The sequence below is a fragment of the Streptomyces sp. NPDC004629 genome, assembly GCF_042873595.1.
Classification (GTDB): Bacteria; Actinomycetota; Actinomycetes; order Streptomycetales; family Streptomycetaceae; genus Streptomyces.
Window position 1 is genome coordinate 156,292 of sequence record NZ_JBIALO010000014.1, and the last position, 15,993, is coordinate 172,284.

At 70.0% G+C, this 15,993-nt stretch carries 16 protein-coding genes; 6 read left to right on the top strand and 10 right to left on the bottom strand.

The window, feature by feature from the left end; translation table 11 throughout:
* The first annotated feature begins 140 nt into the window (after positions 1 to 140).
* Together ACFYTE_RS22790 and ACFYTE_RS22795 are read left to right on the top strand one after the other, a co-directional pair.
* A complete protein-coding gene (locus tag ACFYTE_RS22790; protein WP_388713249.1) occupies positions 141 to 809 on the top strand; it encodes a maleylpyruvate isomerase family mycothiol-dependent enzyme in 669 nt (222 codons plus the stop codon).
* 96 nt (positions 810 to 905) lie between these two features.
* Positions 906 to 1,616, top strand: coding sequence for a copper homeostasis protein CutC (locus tag ACFYTE_RS22795; RefSeq protein WP_388713252.1), 711 nt, complete (start codon positions 906 to 908; stop codon positions 1,614 to 1,616).
* A 181-nt stretch (positions 1,617 to 1,797) separates the two neighbouring features.
* Here the strand turns inward: ACFYTE_RS22795 and ACFYTE_RS22800 are convergent, their stop codons facing one another.
* A complete protein-coding gene (locus tag ACFYTE_RS22800) occupies positions 1,798 to 3,849 on the bottom strand; it encodes a HelD family protein (protein WP_388713255.1) in 2,052 nt (683 codons plus the stop codon).
* 340 nt (positions 3,850 to 4,189) lie between these two features.
* Here ACFYTE_RS22800 and ACFYTE_RS22805 point away from each other — a divergent pair, with 340 nt between their 5' ends.
* Together ACFYTE_RS22805 and ACFYTE_RS22810 are read left to right on the top strand one after the other, a co-directional pair.
* Positions 4,190 to 4,369, top strand: a complete 180-nt coding sequence (locus ACFYTE_RS22805) for a hypothetical protein (protein WP_388713258.1) — start codon at positions 4,190 to 4,192, stop codon at positions 4,367 to 4,369.
* A 104-nt stretch (positions 4,370 to 4,473) separates the two neighbouring features.
* The gene (locus tag ACFYTE_RS22810; RefSeq protein ID WP_388713440.1) at positions 4,474 to 5,640 is read left to right on the top strand and encodes a glycosyltransferase 87 family protein; all 1,167 of its coding nucleotides are present in this window, start codon (positions 4,474 to 4,476) and stop codon (positions 5,638 to 5,640) included.
* Here the strand turns inward: ACFYTE_RS22810 and ACFYTE_RS22815 are convergent.
* Positions 5,606 to 7,246, bottom strand: a complete 1,641-nt coding sequence (locus ACFYTE_RS22815) for a DNA repair helicase XPB (protein WP_388713261.1) — start codon at positions 7,244 to 7,246, stop codon at positions 5,606 to 5,608. The genes ACFYTE_RS22810 and ACFYTE_RS22815 overlap by 35 nt on opposite strands.
* A 108-nt stretch (positions 7,247 to 7,354) precedes the next feature.
* Between ACFYTE_RS22815 and ACFYTE_RS22820 the strand changes: the two genes are divergently transcribed.
* The gene (locus ACFYTE_RS22820; protein WP_388713264.1) at positions 7,355 to 8,914 is read left to right on the top strand and encodes a recombinase family protein; all 1,560 of its coding nucleotides are present in this window, start codon (positions 7,355 to 7,357) and stop codon (positions 8,912 to 8,914) included.
* Positions 8,915 to 8,990: 76 nt separating this feature from the next.
* Here ACFYTE_RS22820 and ACFYTE_RS22825 read toward each other — a convergent pair whose 3' ends face one another.
* From ACFYTE_RS22825 to ACFYTE_RS22855, 7 genes are all read right to left on the bottom strand, one after another.
* Positions 8,991 to 9,500 (bottom strand): hypothetical protein, encoded by a 510-nt coding sequence (locus tag ACFYTE_RS22825; RefSeq protein ID WP_388713267.1) that lies wholly within the window; start codon positions 9,498 to 9,500, stop codon positions 8,991 to 8,993.
* A complete protein-coding gene (locus ACFYTE_RS22830) occupies positions 9,497 to 10,975 on the bottom strand; it encodes a replication initiator (protein WP_388713270.1) in 1,479 nt (492 codons plus the stop codon). Before ACFYTE_RS22830 ends, ACFYTE_RS22825 begins: the two co-directional genes overlap by 4 nt.
* Before the next feature lie 150 nt (positions 10,976 to 11,125).
* Positions 11,126 to 11,884 (bottom strand): DUF2637 domain-containing protein, encoded by a 759-nt coding sequence (locus tag ACFYTE_RS22835; RefSeq protein WP_388713273.1) that lies wholly within the window; start codon positions 11,882 to 11,884, stop codon positions 11,126 to 11,128.
* Positions 11,885 to 11,933: 49 nt separating this feature from the next.
* Positions 11,934 to 12,107 (bottom strand): hypothetical protein, encoded by a 174-nt coding sequence (locus tag ACFYTE_RS22840; protein ID WP_388713276.1) that lies wholly within the window; start codon positions 12,105 to 12,107, stop codon positions 11,934 to 11,936.
* 13 nt (positions 12,108 to 12,120) lie between these two features.
* Complete coding sequence (locus ACFYTE_RS22845) at positions 12,121 to 13,542, bottom strand: FtsK/SpoIIIE domain-containing protein (RefSeq protein ID WP_388713279.1); 1,422 nt, start codon at positions 13,540 to 13,542, stop codon at positions 12,121 to 12,123.
* The gene (locus tag ACFYTE_RS22850; protein WP_388713283.1) at positions 13,539 to 13,748 is read right to left on the bottom strand and encodes a hypothetical protein; all 210 of its coding nucleotides are present in this window, start codon (positions 13,746 to 13,748) and stop codon (positions 13,539 to 13,541) included. Before ACFYTE_RS22850 ends, ACFYTE_RS22845 begins: the two co-directional genes overlap by 4 nt.
* The gene (locus ACFYTE_RS22855; protein WP_388713286.1) at positions 13,745 to 14,104 is read right to left on the bottom strand and encodes a hypothetical protein; all 360 of its coding nucleotides are present in this window, start codon (positions 14,102 to 14,104) and stop codon (positions 13,745 to 13,747) included. Before ACFYTE_RS22855 ends, ACFYTE_RS22850 begins: the two co-directional genes overlap by 4 nt.
* 188 nt (positions 14,105 to 14,292) lie before the next feature.
* Between ACFYTE_RS22855 and ACFYTE_RS22860 the strand changes: the two genes are divergently transcribed.
* Positions 14,293 to 14,706, top strand: coding sequence for a GntR family transcriptional regulator (locus ACFYTE_RS22860; RefSeq protein WP_388713289.1), 414 nt, complete (start codon positions 14,293 to 14,295; stop codon positions 14,704 to 14,706).
* Here the strand turns inward: ACFYTE_RS22860 and ACFYTE_RS22865 are convergent.
* Positions 14,675 to 14,902 (bottom strand): hypothetical protein, encoded by a 228-nt coding sequence (locus tag ACFYTE_RS22865; RefSeq protein ID WP_388713292.1) that lies wholly within the window; start codon positions 14,900 to 14,902, stop codon positions 14,675 to 14,677. The two genes, ACFYTE_RS22860 and ACFYTE_RS22865, sit on opposite strands and share 32 nt — an antisense overlap.
* Positions 14,903 to 15,993: the final 1,091 nt, after the last annotated feature.

Below are 15,993 nucleotides of genomic sequence, written 5' to 3' on the forward strand. Positions count from 1 at the left end.
CCCCGCTAGGGGCGCGGGGCTGTATTGATATGCGGCTCCGCCGCGTGGGCGCGACAAGCCACGACGTGCCCGCACGGATCGACGACGCACCAGCCCCCTCACCGTCGTCAGCCAACCGGCGGAGCCCTACCGTGGGGGCCATGACCGACACACACGAACCACGGGACCCCGAACTGCCCGGCCGGCTGCTCGCCGTAGAACGCGACGCCCTGCTGCCCCTGCTCCGCTCCCTGCCCGACGCGGATTTCGCGCGGGCGATCGCGGCCTGCCCGGGATGGACCGTACGGGATGTGCTCGCGCACTGCGCGGCCGTGCTGACGCGGGTGGTGGAGAACCGCTTCGAGCGAGGGGTGTTCTCGCCCGAGTCGAACGAGCGGGACATCGCCGAACGTGCCGAGCGCACGCACGCGCAGGTCGTCGACGAACTGGAGCGCGGGATGACCGAGGCCGGGCCGCTGATCGCGCGGGCCGGCGGGGTGCTGGACATGATCGCGCTGGGCGAGTGGGTGCACGCCGGCGATCTGCGCGAAACGTTCGGCGTGCCGGGTGCCTACGCCGGGCCGGGGACGCCGCACGCGCTCGCCCTGCTGGCTTGGGTGACCCGCGAGAAGGGGCATCTGCCGGTGCACGCCGACCTGGACGACGTGGACGAGCCGCTGCGGCTGGGCGCGGCCGACGGGGCGCGCACCCCGGCGCGCTTCATCGGGGACAGCGCCACGCTGGTACGGCTGTACGCGGGCAGGCCGCTCGCCGGGGTGTCGTACGAACTGGTGGGCGCGGCGGCACCGGAGCTGAACATCTTCGGCTGACGGGGGCGATCTCGCGGGGCCGGGCCGGGCGGGCGTACCCTTTCGATTGGACTAGACCTGTAGCAGCTCCAGGGAACACCGTCGGAAAGGGGTCCTATGAGCACGCGTGCAGTCCTGGAGGTGATCGCCCTCGGCGTCGAGGACGCGGTCGCCGCGCAGGCCGGAGGCGCGGACCGCCTCGAACTGGTCACCGACATGGCGGCCGACGGGCTGACCCCGTCGGTGACGACCTTCACCGGGATCCGTGCCGCCGTCGACATCGACCTGCGCGTGATGCTGCGGCTCTCCGACGGGTTCGCCGCCGGCGGGCCGCACGGCGTGGAGCGGCTGGTGCGGGCGGCCAGGGAGCTGCGGTGGGCGGGGGCCGACCAGTTCGTGCTCGGATTCCTGGACGCCGGCGGCGGACCGGACCTGGACGCGCTGGAGCGGGTCGTCGCCGAACTGGACGGCTGCCCGTGGACCTTCCACCGCGCGATCGACCGGGCCGCCGACCGTGACGCCCTGCGCAAGCAGCTCGCCGATCTGCCCGGCCTCGACGCCTACCTGACCGCCGGGTCGGCGGCCGGTGTCGACGACGGGCTGCCCACGCTGCTCGCGGAGGCCTGGCGCGGACAGGAGCCGGGCTACGAGCCGACGGTCATGGTCGGCGGCGGCCTGCGCCTCGACCATGTCCCGGCACTCCGCTCCGCGGGCGTCACCGCGTTCCACATCGGCGGCGCGGCCCGTCCCGACGGCTGGGCGGGCCCCCTGTCCGCCCGGTCGGTGACGCAGTGGCGCCGAACCCTGGACGCGACCGACGAGTCCTGAAGGGCCAACATGGCAACAGCAGCACGATCTACGCGATGGACGTCGATCAAGTCAGTGCAGACACAACCCAAGCGGACTGACGCTGCGGAAACTGCCTCTGCCGACCCCGGGAGTGCGATTACCACCCTTGTTAGCCTCGGCCTTTCGTGACGGCCCGTCGATTTCGCGATGGGGGCCGGGGTCAGGTCAGTTGGGGTGGGAGGGGGGTCGTGTGGGTGATGATCAGACCTGATACGGCTCGGGTCAGGGCCACGTACAGGCGGCGCAGGCCGGTGCGTTCGTCCGGTTCGGCGTCGACCACGGCCCGCGGCTCGTCGAGGACCACGTAGTCGTACTCCAGGCCCTTGGCCAGCGATGCCGGGACCAGGGTCACGCGCGCCTCCCGCGTCGTCTCCTCGCCCGGTGCCAGATACGTGATCCCGGCCGCCGTGAGCGCTTCGGCCAGCGCCGGGACCCGCGCGTCGGCCGCGATCAGGCCGGTCGAGCCCTCGTTGCGCAGCAACTCCTCGCAGGCCGCGACGACATCACCGGTGCCGTCGACCGCGCGCAGGTCGAAGAAGCCCGGGTTCTCCCGGACCGAGGCGACCGGCGTGAGGCCGGGGGCGATGTGCGGCAGCAGCCGGGAGGCGTACGCGATGACGTCCGTCGGCACCCGGAAACCCGCGGTCAGTTCCTCGATCACGCCGTCCGTCTTGCCCAGGTGCGCCAGCGCCTCGTCCCAACTGCGGGTCGCCCACGGGGTGGTGCCCTGCGCCAGGTCGCCGAGGACGGTCGCGCTGCCGGTCGTGCAGCGCCGGCCCACCGCCCGGTACTGCATCGGGGACAGGTCCTGCGCCTCGTCCAGCACCACATGCCCCAGCGAGTGCGTGCGCTGCACAAGGTCGGTGGCCTCGTCGATGAGCACGGCGTCCGCGGCCGACCACCTGGCCGACTTCACGCTGCGCACCGGCTTCGACCACAGCAGCATCTTCTGCTCGTCCTGGGACAGCAGCCCTTCCGCGTGCGCCGCGAGGAAGTCCGCGTCCGTCAGCAGCCGCAGCACCAGCTTCGCCGGATCGACCGGCGGCCAGATCGCCTTGACCGCCGCCTTCACCGCGCTGTTGCGGGCCACCGCGTCCTGCACCCGGTCGTCCGGCGCCTCGCCCGCCCGCTCCATCTGCACCAGCACCGCATGCGCGATCCGCTGCGGCAGGGCCTCGCGGGCGGCCCCGTACCGGATGTCACGGGCCAGCAACTCGCGGACGATCTCCTCCAGTTCGTACGCCGGAACCCGCCAGCGCCGCGAGCCGCGCACCACCACGACCGGCTCGGTCGGCATCGTCACCTGCGCGTACAGGGCCCGCTTCAGCACCTCGGCGAGCCGTGCGTCGCCCTTGACGAGCGCGGCCGCCGCCTCGTCCGTGCCGCGCACCTCCACCTGCCCGACCAGGTCGTCGACGGTGGCCTGCCGCACCGCCAGCTCGCCGAGCGCGGGCAGCACCTGCTCGATGTAGTGCAGGAAGGACCGGTTCGGCCCGATGACCAGGGTGCCGGTGCGGGCCAGCCGCTCCCGGTGTGCGTAGAGCAGATAGGCGACCCGGTGCAGTCCGACGGCGGTCTTCCCGGTGCCGGGGCCGCCCTGGACGCAGACCGTACCGGCCAGGCCGGAGCGCACGATCTCGTCCTGCTCCGGCTGGATCGTGGCGACGATGTCCCGCATCGGGCCCATGCGCGGCCGTTCGATCTCCTGCTGGAGCAGCTTGCTGGTGCGGGCCTCCTCCGTCGGGTCCGACAGATGCTCGTCCTCGTACGCCGTCAGATCCCCGCCGGTGTAGCCGAAGCGGCGGCGCAGCGCGACGTCCATCGGGTCCTTCTTGGACGCCCGGTAGAACGGCTGGGACACCGGCGCACGCCAGTCGATGACCATCGGATCGCCCCCGGCGTCGTGCACATGCCGCCGCCCGATGTAGAACCGCTCGCCGGGCGCGCCCTCGGCCCGGTCCGCGCCCGGCGGGCGCAGGTAGTCGAGCCGGCCGAAGAACAGGGGGGTGTCGCTGAGGTCGGCCAGCGCCTTGATGCGCTCGTCGATCTGCCGGGCCAGCACCTCCGCGTTGACCCAGTTCGCGGTGACATCACTGATGTCGAGGGATTCGACGTCCTCGCGCATGGCGCGCAGGGCGGCACGGGACCGGGCGAGATGGGAGCGTTCCCGGGCGAGCGGGTCGTCCAGCGGGTCGTGGGCGGGCGTGGACAAGGCGGTGCCTCCGGTCGGCTGCTCAAGGCGGGTGCACGGACAGCGCGCGGACGGGCGCGCCTGCGTGACGGGAAGCCGTCCGGTTTCCGGCCGGACGGCGGCGCTCCGGGAGGGAGGCGGGCAAGAGCGGAGATTCTAATGACGAGCCCCGGACCGAAGCCAATGCTTTTCCGCCCCCCTTTTTTTCTGCCCCCTGTTTCCGTTCCTCTCTTTGCCTCCCCTAGGGGACGCCTCCGCCTCGCCTAGGGGGACCGGGTCCCTCCGGAGGGGTACGTGCGGGGTCCGGGATTGGCTCCGGAGACCGATGACGACCTGGTGCCCGGCGTTCCACCATGGAGACATGAGCGCTGCAACCATCCACCCGGCCCCCTCCGGCCCGGCCGGCGCCACGGCCGTCGTCGGCAACCACCACCACCGCCTGGGCAACGTCCTGCGTGCCGTCAAGGTGTTCGCGGAGGCGGCGTTCGGCGTCGTCATCCTCGGCGAGTACGGCGAGGAAGCGGGCGTTCGCCGTAAGTAACCCATAGGTTCACCTCCGTGGCACAACGGACGGTGACGCCTTACCTCCTCCTGACCCTGTCCCTCCTCTCCTTCACCGCCCTGTGCGTCCTGCAACGCGCCCCGATGGCCGACGCGCTGGTCTACCGGGCCGAGGGCGAGGCCGTCGTCCACGGCGGCGACCTGTACGGCTTCACCGTCACCGAGTGGCGGCTGCCGGCGACCTACCCGCCGTTCGCGGCGGTCCTGTTCGTGCCGGCGACCTGGATCCCCGTCCCGGCCATGAAGGCGGCCTTCGTCGCGGGCAATGTGCTCCTGCTCGCCCATCTCGTCGTCCTCTCGGCCCGGCTCGCGGGCCGGACGGCCCGGGCGCCGCAGGTGTGTGCGGCCACCGCCCTGGCCCTGTGGCTCGAACCGGTCTTCCAGACGGTCCTGTTCGGCCAGATCAACCTGGCGCTCGCCTGCCTCGTCCTGTGGGACCTCACCCGCCCGCCGGGCGCCCGCGCCAGGGGACTCGCCCTGGGCGTGGCGGCCGGGATCAAACTGACCCCGGCCGTCTTCGTCGTGCACCTCCTGCTGACCGGGCGGCGACGGGAGGCGGCGACGGCCACGGCCGGCTTCGCCACGACCCTCGCGGTCGGCGCCGTCCTGCTCCCGGCGGCCAGCGCCGATTTCTGGACCGGAGGGCTCTTCGAGACCGGCCGGGTGGGCAAGGTCTGGATCGTCGACAACCAGTCGCTGCCGGGCCTGATCGCACGGGCGGCGGGCGATCAGGCACCGGGTGCGGCGTGGGCGCTCCCGGTCGCCGTCGTGGCCGTCGCGGGCCTGTGGTCGGCGGCACGGGCGACGCGGGAGCGGCACGGCATCCTGCTGGCGGCGGGCACCGCCCTGCTGGTCTCGCCGATCAGCTGGTCCCACCACTGGGTGTGGTGCGTCCCGTTGATCGCCGTACTCCTCGCGGAGGGCCGCGTCCCGCTCGCGGCGCTGACGGCGGCCGTGTTCACCGCCCGCACCATGTGGTTGCTGCCGCACGAGGGCGACCTGGACCTGCGGCTCGCGTGGTGGCAGCAGCCGCTCGCTTCCCCGTACCCACTGCTCGCCCTCGCCCTGCTGATCCGTACCGTCGTCGGATCCCCGGACACCTCCGCTGACCGGGCCACCGGCTCCCCCTATCGCGCTTCCCCGAGCCGTCGACCGGACGGGGCCACGGTGGGCGACAGGTCTGACCAAGGGCGGGGGGCGGAGGGCGGCGCGTGGCTCAGGTCTCGGTCAGGATCTCGTCCGCGTCCATGATGTGGTAGGCGTACCCCTGCTCCGCCAGGAAGCGCTGGCGGTGTGCGGCGAAGTCCTGGTCGATGGTGTCGCGGGCCACCACGGAGTAGAAGTGGGCCTGGTGGCCGTCGGCCTTGGGGCGCAGCACCCGCCCGAGCCGCTGGGCCTCCTCCTGCCGGGAGCCGAAGGTGCCCGACACCTGGATGGCGACCGTCGCCTCCGGCAGGTCGATGGAGAAATTGGCGACCTTCGACACGACGAGCACGCTGATCTCGCCCTCACGGAACGCGTCGAACAGCTTCTCGCGCTGCGCGTTGGACGTCTCCCCCTTGATCACCGGCGCGTTCAAGTGCTCGCCCAGCTCGTCGAGTTGGTCGATGTACTGGCCGATGACGAGGATCTGCTGTCCGGCGAACCGGCGCACCAGGGCCTCGGTGACCCGGCGCTTGGTGTCGGTCGTCGCGCAGAAGCGGTACTTCTCCTCCGTCTCCGCGGTCGCGTACGCGAGCCGTTCCGCGTCGGTCAGGTTCACCCGGACCTCGACGCAGTCGGCGGGCGCGATATAGCCCTGCGCCTCGATCTCCTTCCACGGCGCGTCGAACCGCTTGGGCCCGATGAGCGAGAACACATCCGACTCGCGGCCGTCCTCGCGCACCAGCGTCGCGGTCAGCCCGAGCCGGCGGCGCGCCTGCAGATCGGCGGTGAACTTGAAGACGGGAGCCGGCAGCAGATGCACCTCGTCGTAGACGATGAGCCCCCAGTCACGGGAGTCGAACAGCTCCAGATGCGGGTAGACGCCCTTCCGCTTCGTGGTCAGCACCTGGTACGTGGCGATGGTGACCGGCCGGATCTCCTTCTTCGTACCGCTGTACTCCCCGATCTCGTCCTCGGTCAGCGAGGTCCGCCGCACCAGCTCGTGCTTCCACTGCCGGGCCGAGACCGTGTTGGTGACGAGGATCAGGGTGGTGGACTTGGCCTGCGCCATCGACCCGGCGCCGACCAGCGTCTTGCCCGCACCGCAGGGCAGCACCACGACCCCGCTCCCGCCGTGCCAGAAGTTCTCCACGGCCTGCTTCTGGTAGGCCCGCAGTGCCCAGCCGTCCTCGCGCAGCTCGATCGGGTGCGCCTCCCCGTCCACATACCCGGCGAGGTCCTCGGCCGGCCAGCCCAGCTTCAGCAGCACCTGCTTGATCTGGCCTCGTTCGGAGGGGTGCACGGCGACGCTGTCGGGGTCGATCCGGGCCCCGACGAGCGGCGCGATCCGCTTGGACCTGAGCACCTCCTCCAGGACCGGCCGGTCGCTGCTGGTGAGCACGAGGCCGTGCGCCGGGTGCTTGCTCAGGGTCAGCCGCCCGTAGCGGTCCATGGTCTCGGCGATGTCCACGAGCAGCGCGTGCGGCACCGGGTAGCGGCTGTACTGCACGAGCGCGTCGACGACCTGCTCCGCGTCATGACCGGCCGCCCGCGCGTTCCACAGGCCGAGCGGCGTCACCCGGTAGGTGTGGATGTGCTCCGGCGCCCGCTCCAGCTCGGCGAACGGCGCGATGGCCCGACGGCAGTCATCGGCCCGCTCGTGGTCGACCTCCAGGAGCAGGGTCTTGTCGGACTGGACGATTAGGCAGGACACACATACCTCCAGGGATAAGGTCGTCTCATGACAGAAACAACGCCTGTCACAGCACGGGCTATGCCCCGTGCCCGACGCCGGAAGGGCGTCCCGGCCAGCGCGCCGGGGATGCGCGCCGCTATCTATGTTCGCCTATCGCGCGAAACCGACGAGACGACTTCGCCGGAACGCCAGCGCGCGGCCTGTGAAGCGTTGTGCGAGGCACGCGGCTGGGAGGTCGTGGCCGCCGAGGAAGACATCGACGTCTCGGGCTTCTCACGCGGGCTCGACCGGCCGGGACTGCAACGCATCCTGACCAGGCTCGCCGAGCTGGACGTGATCGTCTTCTTCAAGATCGACCGGCTTGCGCGCTCGACGGTCGACTTCGCGGAGATCATGCGACTCGCCGAGCACCAGAGCGTTGCGCTCGCGTCGGCGACGGAGCCGCTGGACCTCACGTCGTCCATGGGTCGGGCCATGGCAAAGGTGATCGCGGTCTTCGCTGAGCTGGAGTCCGACACCATCGGGATGCGGGTGTCCAGCGCGCACGAGCACCTGCGCCGCGAGGGCCGCTACACCGGCGGTCGGGTCCCCTATGGGTACATGGTCGTCCCCAATCCCAACGGGGCGGGCAAGGTCCTTGCGGTCAACGAGGACGAGGCCAAGACGATCAAGCGGATCGTGGAGCGGGTCCTGACCAAGGACTCGCTCATGCAGATCATCAACGACCTCAACAAGGAGGGCGTCCCGTCGCCCGGCCACTTCTCACGCCAGACCACGGGAAAGCGCAGCGACTCCAAGCAGTGGTACACGACGACGCTGCGCAGCATGCTGGGCAACCCCCAGTTGCTCGGCCAGGTCATCGAGGACGGAAAGCCGATCCTGCGGACGGACGGTCTGCCCTTGGTCAACCGGCCGCCGATCCTCGACACGGACACCTGGCAGGCGCTCCAGGACGAGTTGGAGCGCCGGGCCAACCCCGGTGAGAAGCGCCGGGAGGGTACGTCGTTGCTGCGCGGCATCATGCACTGCGGAGTCTGCGGCGAGCGCATGTACACCTTCAGCGGGCGCAATGGTCAGCTTCGGTACCGGTGCATCGGCCCGCTGAAGTACCGCCAGCGGGCGGCCAAGGGGGAGGAGAAGCCGGGCGAGAAGTGCTACGGGCCGACCGTGGCGGGGGTGACCACCGAGGAACATGTCACCGAGCAGTTCCTTGCGAAGTACGGGCACCTTCCCGTGATGCGGATGGTCCAGGAGGCGGGTGAGGACTTCCGCCCGCAGATCAGGCAGGCCGAGGAAGCGCTGGCCGACCTGCAAAAGGATCGCTACGACCGGGGTCTGTTCAGAGGCGACGACGGAGCGATCCGGTACGCGGAGCAGTACGCCAAGCTGGAAGAGCGACTGGCGACCCTGAAGGAGAGGCAGCGAACGGCGAAGCCGGGCGGCGTGAAGGCGGAACCGACCGGAGAGACGCATGCCGAGCAGTGGAAGCGCTCGGACGTGGCCGGTAAGCGAGATTTGCTGTTGAACGCGGGCGGCTACGTGGAGGTGGCACCCGCGAGGCGCGGCGGCAAGAAGCTGGACACGTCGCGTCTGTCGGTGTACTTCGGCGAGGAGGGGCACATGCGGCGGGCGGCAGCGGCGAAGGAGAGCGAACAGGAGACCGAGGCGGCTGACAGCCAGGGCTGACGCCGACGTCACCGGACACACGCGGCGGCGCCCCCACCGGACGGACGAGGTGGGGGCGCCGCTGTCTGTGTGCAGGTCAGATGGCGTGCTGGTCGGGGTTGCGCCAAGGGCCAATGACCTTGATAGAGGGGCGGCAATACGACAGCGCCACACCGTCGCGGGTTGTGAACTCGACTGTCTCGGCAGCGAGTTCGCAGAGGGCGTCCCCGTCCGTCTCGGACAGTGCCGTCTTCAGCGTGGGGACAGACTCTGCCAGGTCCCATGAGGCGGAACTGAGGCGGAAGCCGCCGAGGGCGTGTGCGTCGGCGAGGCGGAACGAGAGCCGAGTACTGGGCCGGGGTTCATAGCGAGGTGCGGCTGTCAGCAGGCCGGCCCTGATGGATTCGGGGCCGGAGATGACGACCCGCATGGAGGTTGATCGGGGCAGAACTTCAAAGTGGTCGGCTTCGTGGCTGTCATGGGACGGCGATTGCCTGCCGAAGAGCTGCCTGATGACCGTGGCGACTTCCTCAGTCCCAGTGGAGACCCGCCAGGAGCCTTGGCCGCAGTGGAAGCGGCCGACGAACGTCGTCTTGCGGTTGGTCATGAGAAATCCCCCTCCTGCTTGAGGCGTTGGGTGTGGGATATGTCGTGGCGGACCTGGGCTGCGAGGAACTCCTCACCGGGGCGGTAGCCGCTGCTGAGGTAGGTCCAGGAGGAGGCGGTGACGAGGGTCGTCTCGTCGGTGGCGGGGAGGCCGGCGCGGGTGCGGGCGGCTTCTGCGTGGGCGAGACGCCAGGCGCGGCGTACGTCGCGGAGCGCGCCGAGGGTGGTGGAGTAGGCGCGGGATTTGCTGGAGAAGTGGCCGCGGAAGCCGAGCATGTGGGCCCACTTCCAGAGCTTGAGTTCGGCGAACTCTGGCAGGTGGCCGAGGGCCCAGGCGGTACGGATCATCTGGCGTACGTGCTGCTGGATGGGCAGGGCCTTGATGGGTTCGGCCTGTCCGGTGCCGTCGCAGTCGGGGCAGCGGTCGTGGAATCCGTCAGGGCCGCGCAGGTAGCCGCGTCCGGCGCAGGGGCGGCAGATCAGGGTGCGGTCCACGGTGCCCGCACCTTCGGCGTTCTTGGTGGCGTACTTGGCGATGTATCCGGCGACCTTGGCGTCTGTGTATTTGGCAACCCTGGCGTCGGTGAGTTCGCCGTCGCCCAGGGCGGTGATGGGGTCCACCTTGAACCGGTCGCCCCAGGCGATGACGCGTTCGCCGATGGAGTCGGACTCGATAGTGAGCCGGGCACGCTTGACCGCCAGGCCCACGGCGACACGGAGGGCGTCAAAGGTGGCCCAGGCCGGGGGCGGGGTGGTGTGGCCCTCGGGTCCGTCGAAGCGAATCACGGCATGGAAGTGGACCAGGCCGCGCTTCTGGTACTCGGCGACTTTGGCGAAGGAGACGCGCAGGGCGGAGTTCAGCGCCTTCTGCGTCATGCCGAGGTGTTCGGCCAGGGTGCGGCGCAGGTAGGTGGTGAAGCGTGCCCAGAGCTGTCCGGCGTGCGCGTTCCAGAGGACCGCCCCGGCGTAGTCGTAGGTAGCCGGGTTCAGCGGGGTGCTCAGGGCCGGATCGTCGTCGGTGTGCTGGGTTCCGCAGCGGCAGCGGCGGGGTTTGCCCGCGCTGTCGGTGTGGCGGTGGACGGGGCCGAAGGAGGGGGCGGTGAGGGTGACGAAGGCGCGGGGGTGGTCGCGGACGGTTTCGGCGACGTTCTTGCCGCCGGACAGTCCGGCCTTGATCAGGTGGTAGGTGTCGGCGGCGTAGACGCGGGAGCAGGCGGGGCAGCGGGAGGCGCGGCGGTTGCCGCAGGTGGTCAGCAGGCGTCCGGTGGGTTCGTCTTCGGAGTGGTAGGAGCGGACCACTTCCTTGGTGGTCTGGTCGGTGGTGATCGTCCAGCCGTGGAGGTTGACCGGGTTGGTGCAGCCGCGCAGGTTGCGGACCTGCTCTTGTACGCGGTCGAAGTCGTCAGTATTGGCCAGTTCGATCAGGTCCCGCAGGCTGGGGCTGATGACGTGGCGCAGGTCGAGGGGGCGGCGCATGAGTGGCGGGGTCTCCTCTCTGGCGCGAGGGTGGGGACCTGCGGGCAGCAGCGAACAGTGCGCTCGGGCTGCTGCCCGCAGGCATGACGGACTGGGCCCAGGGACGGGCGAGGGTGGGAGATGCCGGGAGGTCGGCGGGGAGAGCGCCGCCTACAGAGCGGCGTGGAGGGCGGTGGCCATGGGCAGGCCGATGCCGAGTCGCCTCTTGAGCTGTGCCGCCGTGATGGGTTCGCCGTGCTCGGCGTGGTGGGATGCGGCGACGGAGCGTGCTTCGGCGAGCAGCGGCTCAGGAACCTTGACCGCAGGCGCAGGAACAAGCGCCGGGGCGCTGGGCGCGACGACCGGGGCCGGTTCCGGCGTGACGGGTGGAGCAGGCGTCGGGGTTGGTTCCGGCTCAGTGGAGGCCGGAGCGGGCTCTTGGGCGGGTTCCGTCTCGGCAATCGAGTCCGGGGCGGGCTCGTGGGTCGGTTCCGTGTCGGCCGCCGGGGCCGGGGCGGCTGCATCGGTGGCGACTGCGTGGAAGGAGCGCAGGAGCTGCGGGCCGACCGTTCCCCAGCCGAGGAGCAGTACCGGGGCCACGGCGTCCACGGCGGCGCGGCCGTAGTGCCGGGCGACGATGGGTTCGGCGATGTTGAGGGCCAGGGTCAGCAGCCCGGAGACGTGCATGAGGCGGGTGGCCGCCTTCATCTGCTCGGACGGGACGCCGCGCAGGGAGAGGTAGCGCAGGGCGACCAGGAGCCCGACCACGGACAGGTCGACCATGGGGGCGATCAGGGGCGCGATGGGGGCGGGGACGCCCAGGCGCAGGGCCAGGGCCCAGACGTTGCCGAAGGAGAAGACGAACGCCAGGGCGGCGATGATGCCCATGACCACGGTCACGGTGCGCTGGGTGATCCGGTCCTCAGACATTGGGAGTTCACCTCCTCTCGTGGTGTCGGCGGGGAATAGGCGGGGGTGGTCAGGGCCTGGGGGCGAGGCCGGCCCGGCGGGCGGCGTTCGGGCCGAGGTAGGTCTCCAGGACCCGACGTTCGTTGGCGTTGGCGAGGCGGTAGGCGGCGATGCCGATCCGAGCGGCCCTGTCGTAGTCCTGGGCGGTGATCGCCTTACGCATGTGCCGGATGTAGATCCTCATGAATCGGCGCACGTCAGGCCGCCATGGCGGGGGGCTCGGGGTCGTCCTTGGTGAGGTCCACGACCGTCCGTCCGGTCAGGTCCTCCAGGAGCCGGGCCGGATGGTGGACCAGGTGGGCGGTGGCTTCGGCGACGCGGGCGGCGTCCTCGTCGGCGACGTAGGGGGTGCGGATGCGGATGAAGCCGGGGCGGCCGTGCTGGGACATGACCGCGACACCGACGTACGCGGGGTCCTGGAGAAGGACCGGGCTCGCGTCGGGCCACTCGCGGATGTCGTCGCCGAGCGCGGCCACGGCGGCGTCAGCGGTCTTCTGCGCGAAGGACAGGCCGACCGGGCAGACATCGCGGATGAAGGTGGGGATGGCGTCTCCGGTGGTCTTCTGCGTGGTGAGCAGGGTCAGGAAACCGACTGAGCGGCCCTTCTTCACCAGGTCCTCCGTGAGTCGGGCGTTCTCCGCAGCGAACGCCGCGAGCCGCTTCGTGGCCGGGTCGGAGCCCTTGTGGTCGCGGAAGTAGGTATGAGCCTCGTCGATGACGACGACGATCAGGGGCCAGTCAGCCGACGGGCCGACGTGCCACATGTTCTTCCTTCCCAGCACCTTGCGGATGCTCGCGGAGCGGGCACGGCGCAGCTCCACCAGCTCCTTGAGGAGCTTGTTCGCTTCTTCCAGGTCGTCCCCGCAGAACGCGAACGCCCGCTGTACGAGGTCGGCGTAGTCGCCCTCGTAGGCGTGGGACACCTTCCCGTCGAAAAAGACGAACTGCACGGCCGGCGAGGGCGCCCAGTCACACACCAGCCGGTTCACACACGAGGTCTTCCCGAAGCCCGGCAGGCCGCCGACAGCCACTCCGGGCACTTCCTTGAGGGGCACGAAGACGGGCATGCCGAACTCGTCCACCCCCAGGTCCCACCTCGCGTACTCCTCAGGTGGCCGTCCGGTGGGCACGTGAACGGTCGGCGTGATCAGCGGGTCCACGCGCACACCGCGCAGCATGACCTGTCCGGGCTTGTCCCCCGGCAGCGCTGACACTCGGGTCATACGCCAGGCATCCGCCAGGTAGGGGGCCGCCTTCTGGAACTCCGCCAGGCCGACCCCGGGCAGGCACCCTGCCCGTGCGATCACCCCGTACGCGTCGTGCGTGACCTTCAGCGCGGGGACCAGGATGCGCGGCTTGACGGGCTTGCCGTCCGTGTTCGCCAGCGAGGCCAGCGGGGTCGGCATCCTGTCCGTGGCGCACAGCTTCAGCATCTGCGCGAGCCGCTTCCACGTCCGCCGCACCCGCACCGCCTGCCGGATGGACTGCCGGGTCATGGCATCGGCCCGCAGGTAGCGCACCACCCACCACACCGACCAGCCGACGAGCACGGCCAGCGCCACGCCGACGACCAGGGGGCCGTAGCCGAAGGCTCCTCCGGTCGGGTCGTTGTCCTTCATGTGTTGCTCTCCTGAGAGTTGTAGAGGAAGGCCGCGAGGGCCGTTTCGAGGGCCGCCCGATCCGGGGCGGCGAGGCGGGGGAAGCCGTAGCCGACGAGCACGGCCGCCACCGAGTTGATGAGGGAGTCACTGAGCCGGGCATCTGGCCCGGCGTGAGGCAGTGGGTAGCTGCACTCGACGCCGGACCGGAACGCACTACCGCTCACGCCGCCTCAGCGGCCGAAGCCGGACCGCCGACCAGGTCCAGCCGCTCCGCGCGGTAGGCGATGCCGTCCGAGAGCGATCCGTTGAAGATCCGGGCCCACGGAGTGGCGAACAGCTCCACCGGCATGACCGGCAGCCCCGGCTTGAGGCCGTTGGGGAGACCGGTCTCCGGAACGGTGATCTTCAGGGCCTCGGCGCGGTCCTCCTCCATGAAGAAGAGCGTGACCGTCATCAGCTTCGCCTTGGTCTCCCGGTCCCTGGCGAACTCGGTCTTCTCGGCGTCCGTGTACTTCGGCACCGGCAGGGTGCCGACCATGAACGACGCGGTGGGCAGCAGCCCAACACGGATTCGAGCCATGGGTGTTACGTCCTTTCGGTAGGTGCTCCGCTTGGGGTGGCGAAGCGAGATCGACAGTGCACCACCTGCCATGGGTCCATCAAGCGCCTAGCGCACATCGCGCCTATGGCGGGGAGGTGTATGTGGAAAATAGGAGGTGCAACAGGGTCTTACTGCGGTAGACGGGCCAGGCCCGCTACCCTCGGGCTATGAAGCTGCCCAAGGATTCCGACACCCCGCCATACCGTCTGGTCGCCGAGGAGCTGCGGCGGCAGATCCGAGCCGGCCGCCTCAAGCCGGGCGAGCGGGTTCCTTCGTCCCGCGACCTGGAAGCGACCTACGAGATCGCGAATATGACCGCGCGTTCCGCCCTGCGCATGCTGCGCGACGAAGGGCTGATCAACACCATGCCGGGGCGGGGCAATTTCGTCGCGGATCCTCTGCCAGAGGCCGACCCGAAGGCCGGCGCTCCCGAGGCGGCAAGCGGCGGGCAGATGCCCACGCCGGAATACATCGAGCTGTCGGAACGACTGGATGCCATAAACGCAAGGCTGGACACTCTGTTCCAGGTCTTCGGGCAGCTCGGCGGCGTCACCGAGGCGAAGAAGTCGCCGAAGAAGTAGTACGGGCGTTTTCGAGCACCCGACGCGCCAGATCTTCCAGCCGCGTCACCTTGTCTTCAACTTCCTTGAGCTTCGCCGCAATCAATGCTGCCTCGTGCTTGTTCATTTCCACCCGTTCGTTGTTGTGCCGTTGCTGCGTGTCGAGTTCAGCCAACCGCCGGGGGCTTGCCCGAAGGCTTGCCCAGCGGTCATCCACCTCCGGATCAGGGCTTGCCCGTGCCGCTCGGCAAGCCGTCATCGCGGCTGTCGAGCCAGGTCTACCGGCCGGACCGGACAGGCGCGAGGGGCATGGCGCCGCGCTCCCGCCGGGCGGGCAACAACCTTTCTTCACGTCCCGCCGTACGGGCCCGTGCCTTTTCAGCGCGCTCATGTCGCTTGTCCTTCCAGTCGTCCGGACAGTGCATCAATGGTCTGGAGAAACGCCGGTTTGGGTAACCGGCGATCGTCGGCTATGTTTCGCCGCCCCGCTTTGAGGGACGTCCATAGAGGCTGGCTTTTCGGGTCTCGCGTGACCCTGCACAGATGTGATGCCGATCACTTCTTACCTCTTCCGTGCCTAGCTCCGCCGGGCCCTCCGGTGTGCGCGACAGCAGATCATCGAAAGCGGACACCTCCACCGCGACGAGCGATCCCCTGCACTTGCTACAGGTTCGAAAACACGCTCCGGTGTGACGCCACCTCTCGTGACCTGCCTCACAGATCACCGGGCATCCGTGCTGCCAGCTCACCATTCGCCACCGACCACGCCACCTACCACGGAGGGGCGGCCAAGGTCACGAGCGCATAACGGCCGCACGTGAGTACCAAGCGACCAGCACGCCCCACTGACCAGACCACCTACCACTAGAGCACCCCCAAGGTCACGAATACATAACAAAGGCTGTGGTAAGCCGCTGGCTTTTCCACAGGCGCCAACCATGCATCGGCCGACTTGTGGATACTTTCCGCAGACCGCTGGGACGAATAGGCAGTTGTGCCGCCATAGGTATCCATAGCGGTTGGGAAGCTGCGGAACGGATGGGAAGGCAGGGTCAACGCATGGCCGCATGGCCGCATGGCCGCATGACCGGCCACGGGTCCAGCGCAGCGGAGCTGTTCAAAGTTTCTTTACTGGATCAAGGCGGCCCGCTGACGCGGGCCGCGCGGCGCGGCGGCCCCAGGCCGCCGCTGGCTCCATGTCTCCGCCACCGCCCGCGACGGCCCCCGCCCGCTCGCGCCGCAAAAGCCCGAGAAGCGGGCAGCCAGACCCACGAAGAACCCCGACAGCCGCCCCATGGCGAGCACGGG

What these genes read in the sequence shown, in the direction of transcription:
- ACFYTE_RS22790 (WP_388713249.1), top strand. Translation starts at nt 141, where the DNA reads ATGACCGACACACACGAACCACGGGACCCCGAACTGCCCGGCCGGCTG.
- ACFYTE_RS22795 (WP_388713252.1), top strand. Translation starts at nt 906, where the DNA reads ATGAGCACGCGTGCAGTCCTGGAGGTGATCGCCCTCGGCGTCGAGGAC.
- ACFYTE_RS22805 (WP_388713258.1), top strand. Translation starts at nt 4,190, where the DNA reads ATGAGCGCTGCAACCATCCACCCGGCCCCCTCCGGCCCGGCCGGCGCC.
- ACFYTE_RS22810 (WP_388713440.1), top strand. Translation starts at nt 4,474, where the DNA reads ATGGCCGACGCGCTGGTCTACCGGGCCGAGGGCGAGGCCGTCGTCCAC.
- ACFYTE_RS22820 (WP_388713264.1), top strand. Translation starts at nt 7,355, where the DNA reads ATGCGCGCCGCTATCTATGTTCGCCTATCGCGCGAAACCGACGAGACG.
- ACFYTE_RS22825 (WP_388713267.1), bottom strand. Translation starts at nt 9,500, where the DNA reads ATGACCAACCGCAAGACGACGTTCGTCGGCCGCTTCCACTGCGGCCAA.
- ACFYTE_RS22830 (WP_388713270.1), bottom strand. Translation starts at nt 10,975, where the DNA reads ATGCGCCGCCCCCTCGACCTGCGCCACGTCATCAGCCCCAGCCTGCGG.
- ACFYTE_RS22835 (WP_388713273.1), bottom strand. Translation starts at nt 11,884, where the DNA reads ATGTCTGAGGACCGGATCACCCAGCGCACCGTGACCGTGGTCATGGGC.
- ACFYTE_RS22840 (WP_388713276.1), bottom strand. Translation starts at nt 12,107, where the DNA reads ATGAGGATCTACATCCGGCACATGCGTAAGGCGATCACCGCCCAGGAC.
- ACFYTE_RS22845 (WP_388713279.1), bottom strand. Translation starts at nt 13,542, where the DNA reads ATGAAGGACAACGACCCGACCGGAGGAGCCTTCGGCTACGGCCCCCTG.
- ACFYTE_RS22855 (WP_388713286.1), bottom strand. Translation starts at nt 14,104, where the DNA reads ATGGCTCGAATCCGTGTTGGGCTGCTGCCCACCGCGTCGTTCATGGTC.
- ACFYTE_RS22860 (WP_388713289.1), top strand. Translation starts at nt 14,293, where the DNA reads ATGAAGCTGCCCAAGGATTCCGACACCCCGCCATACCGTCTGGTCGCC.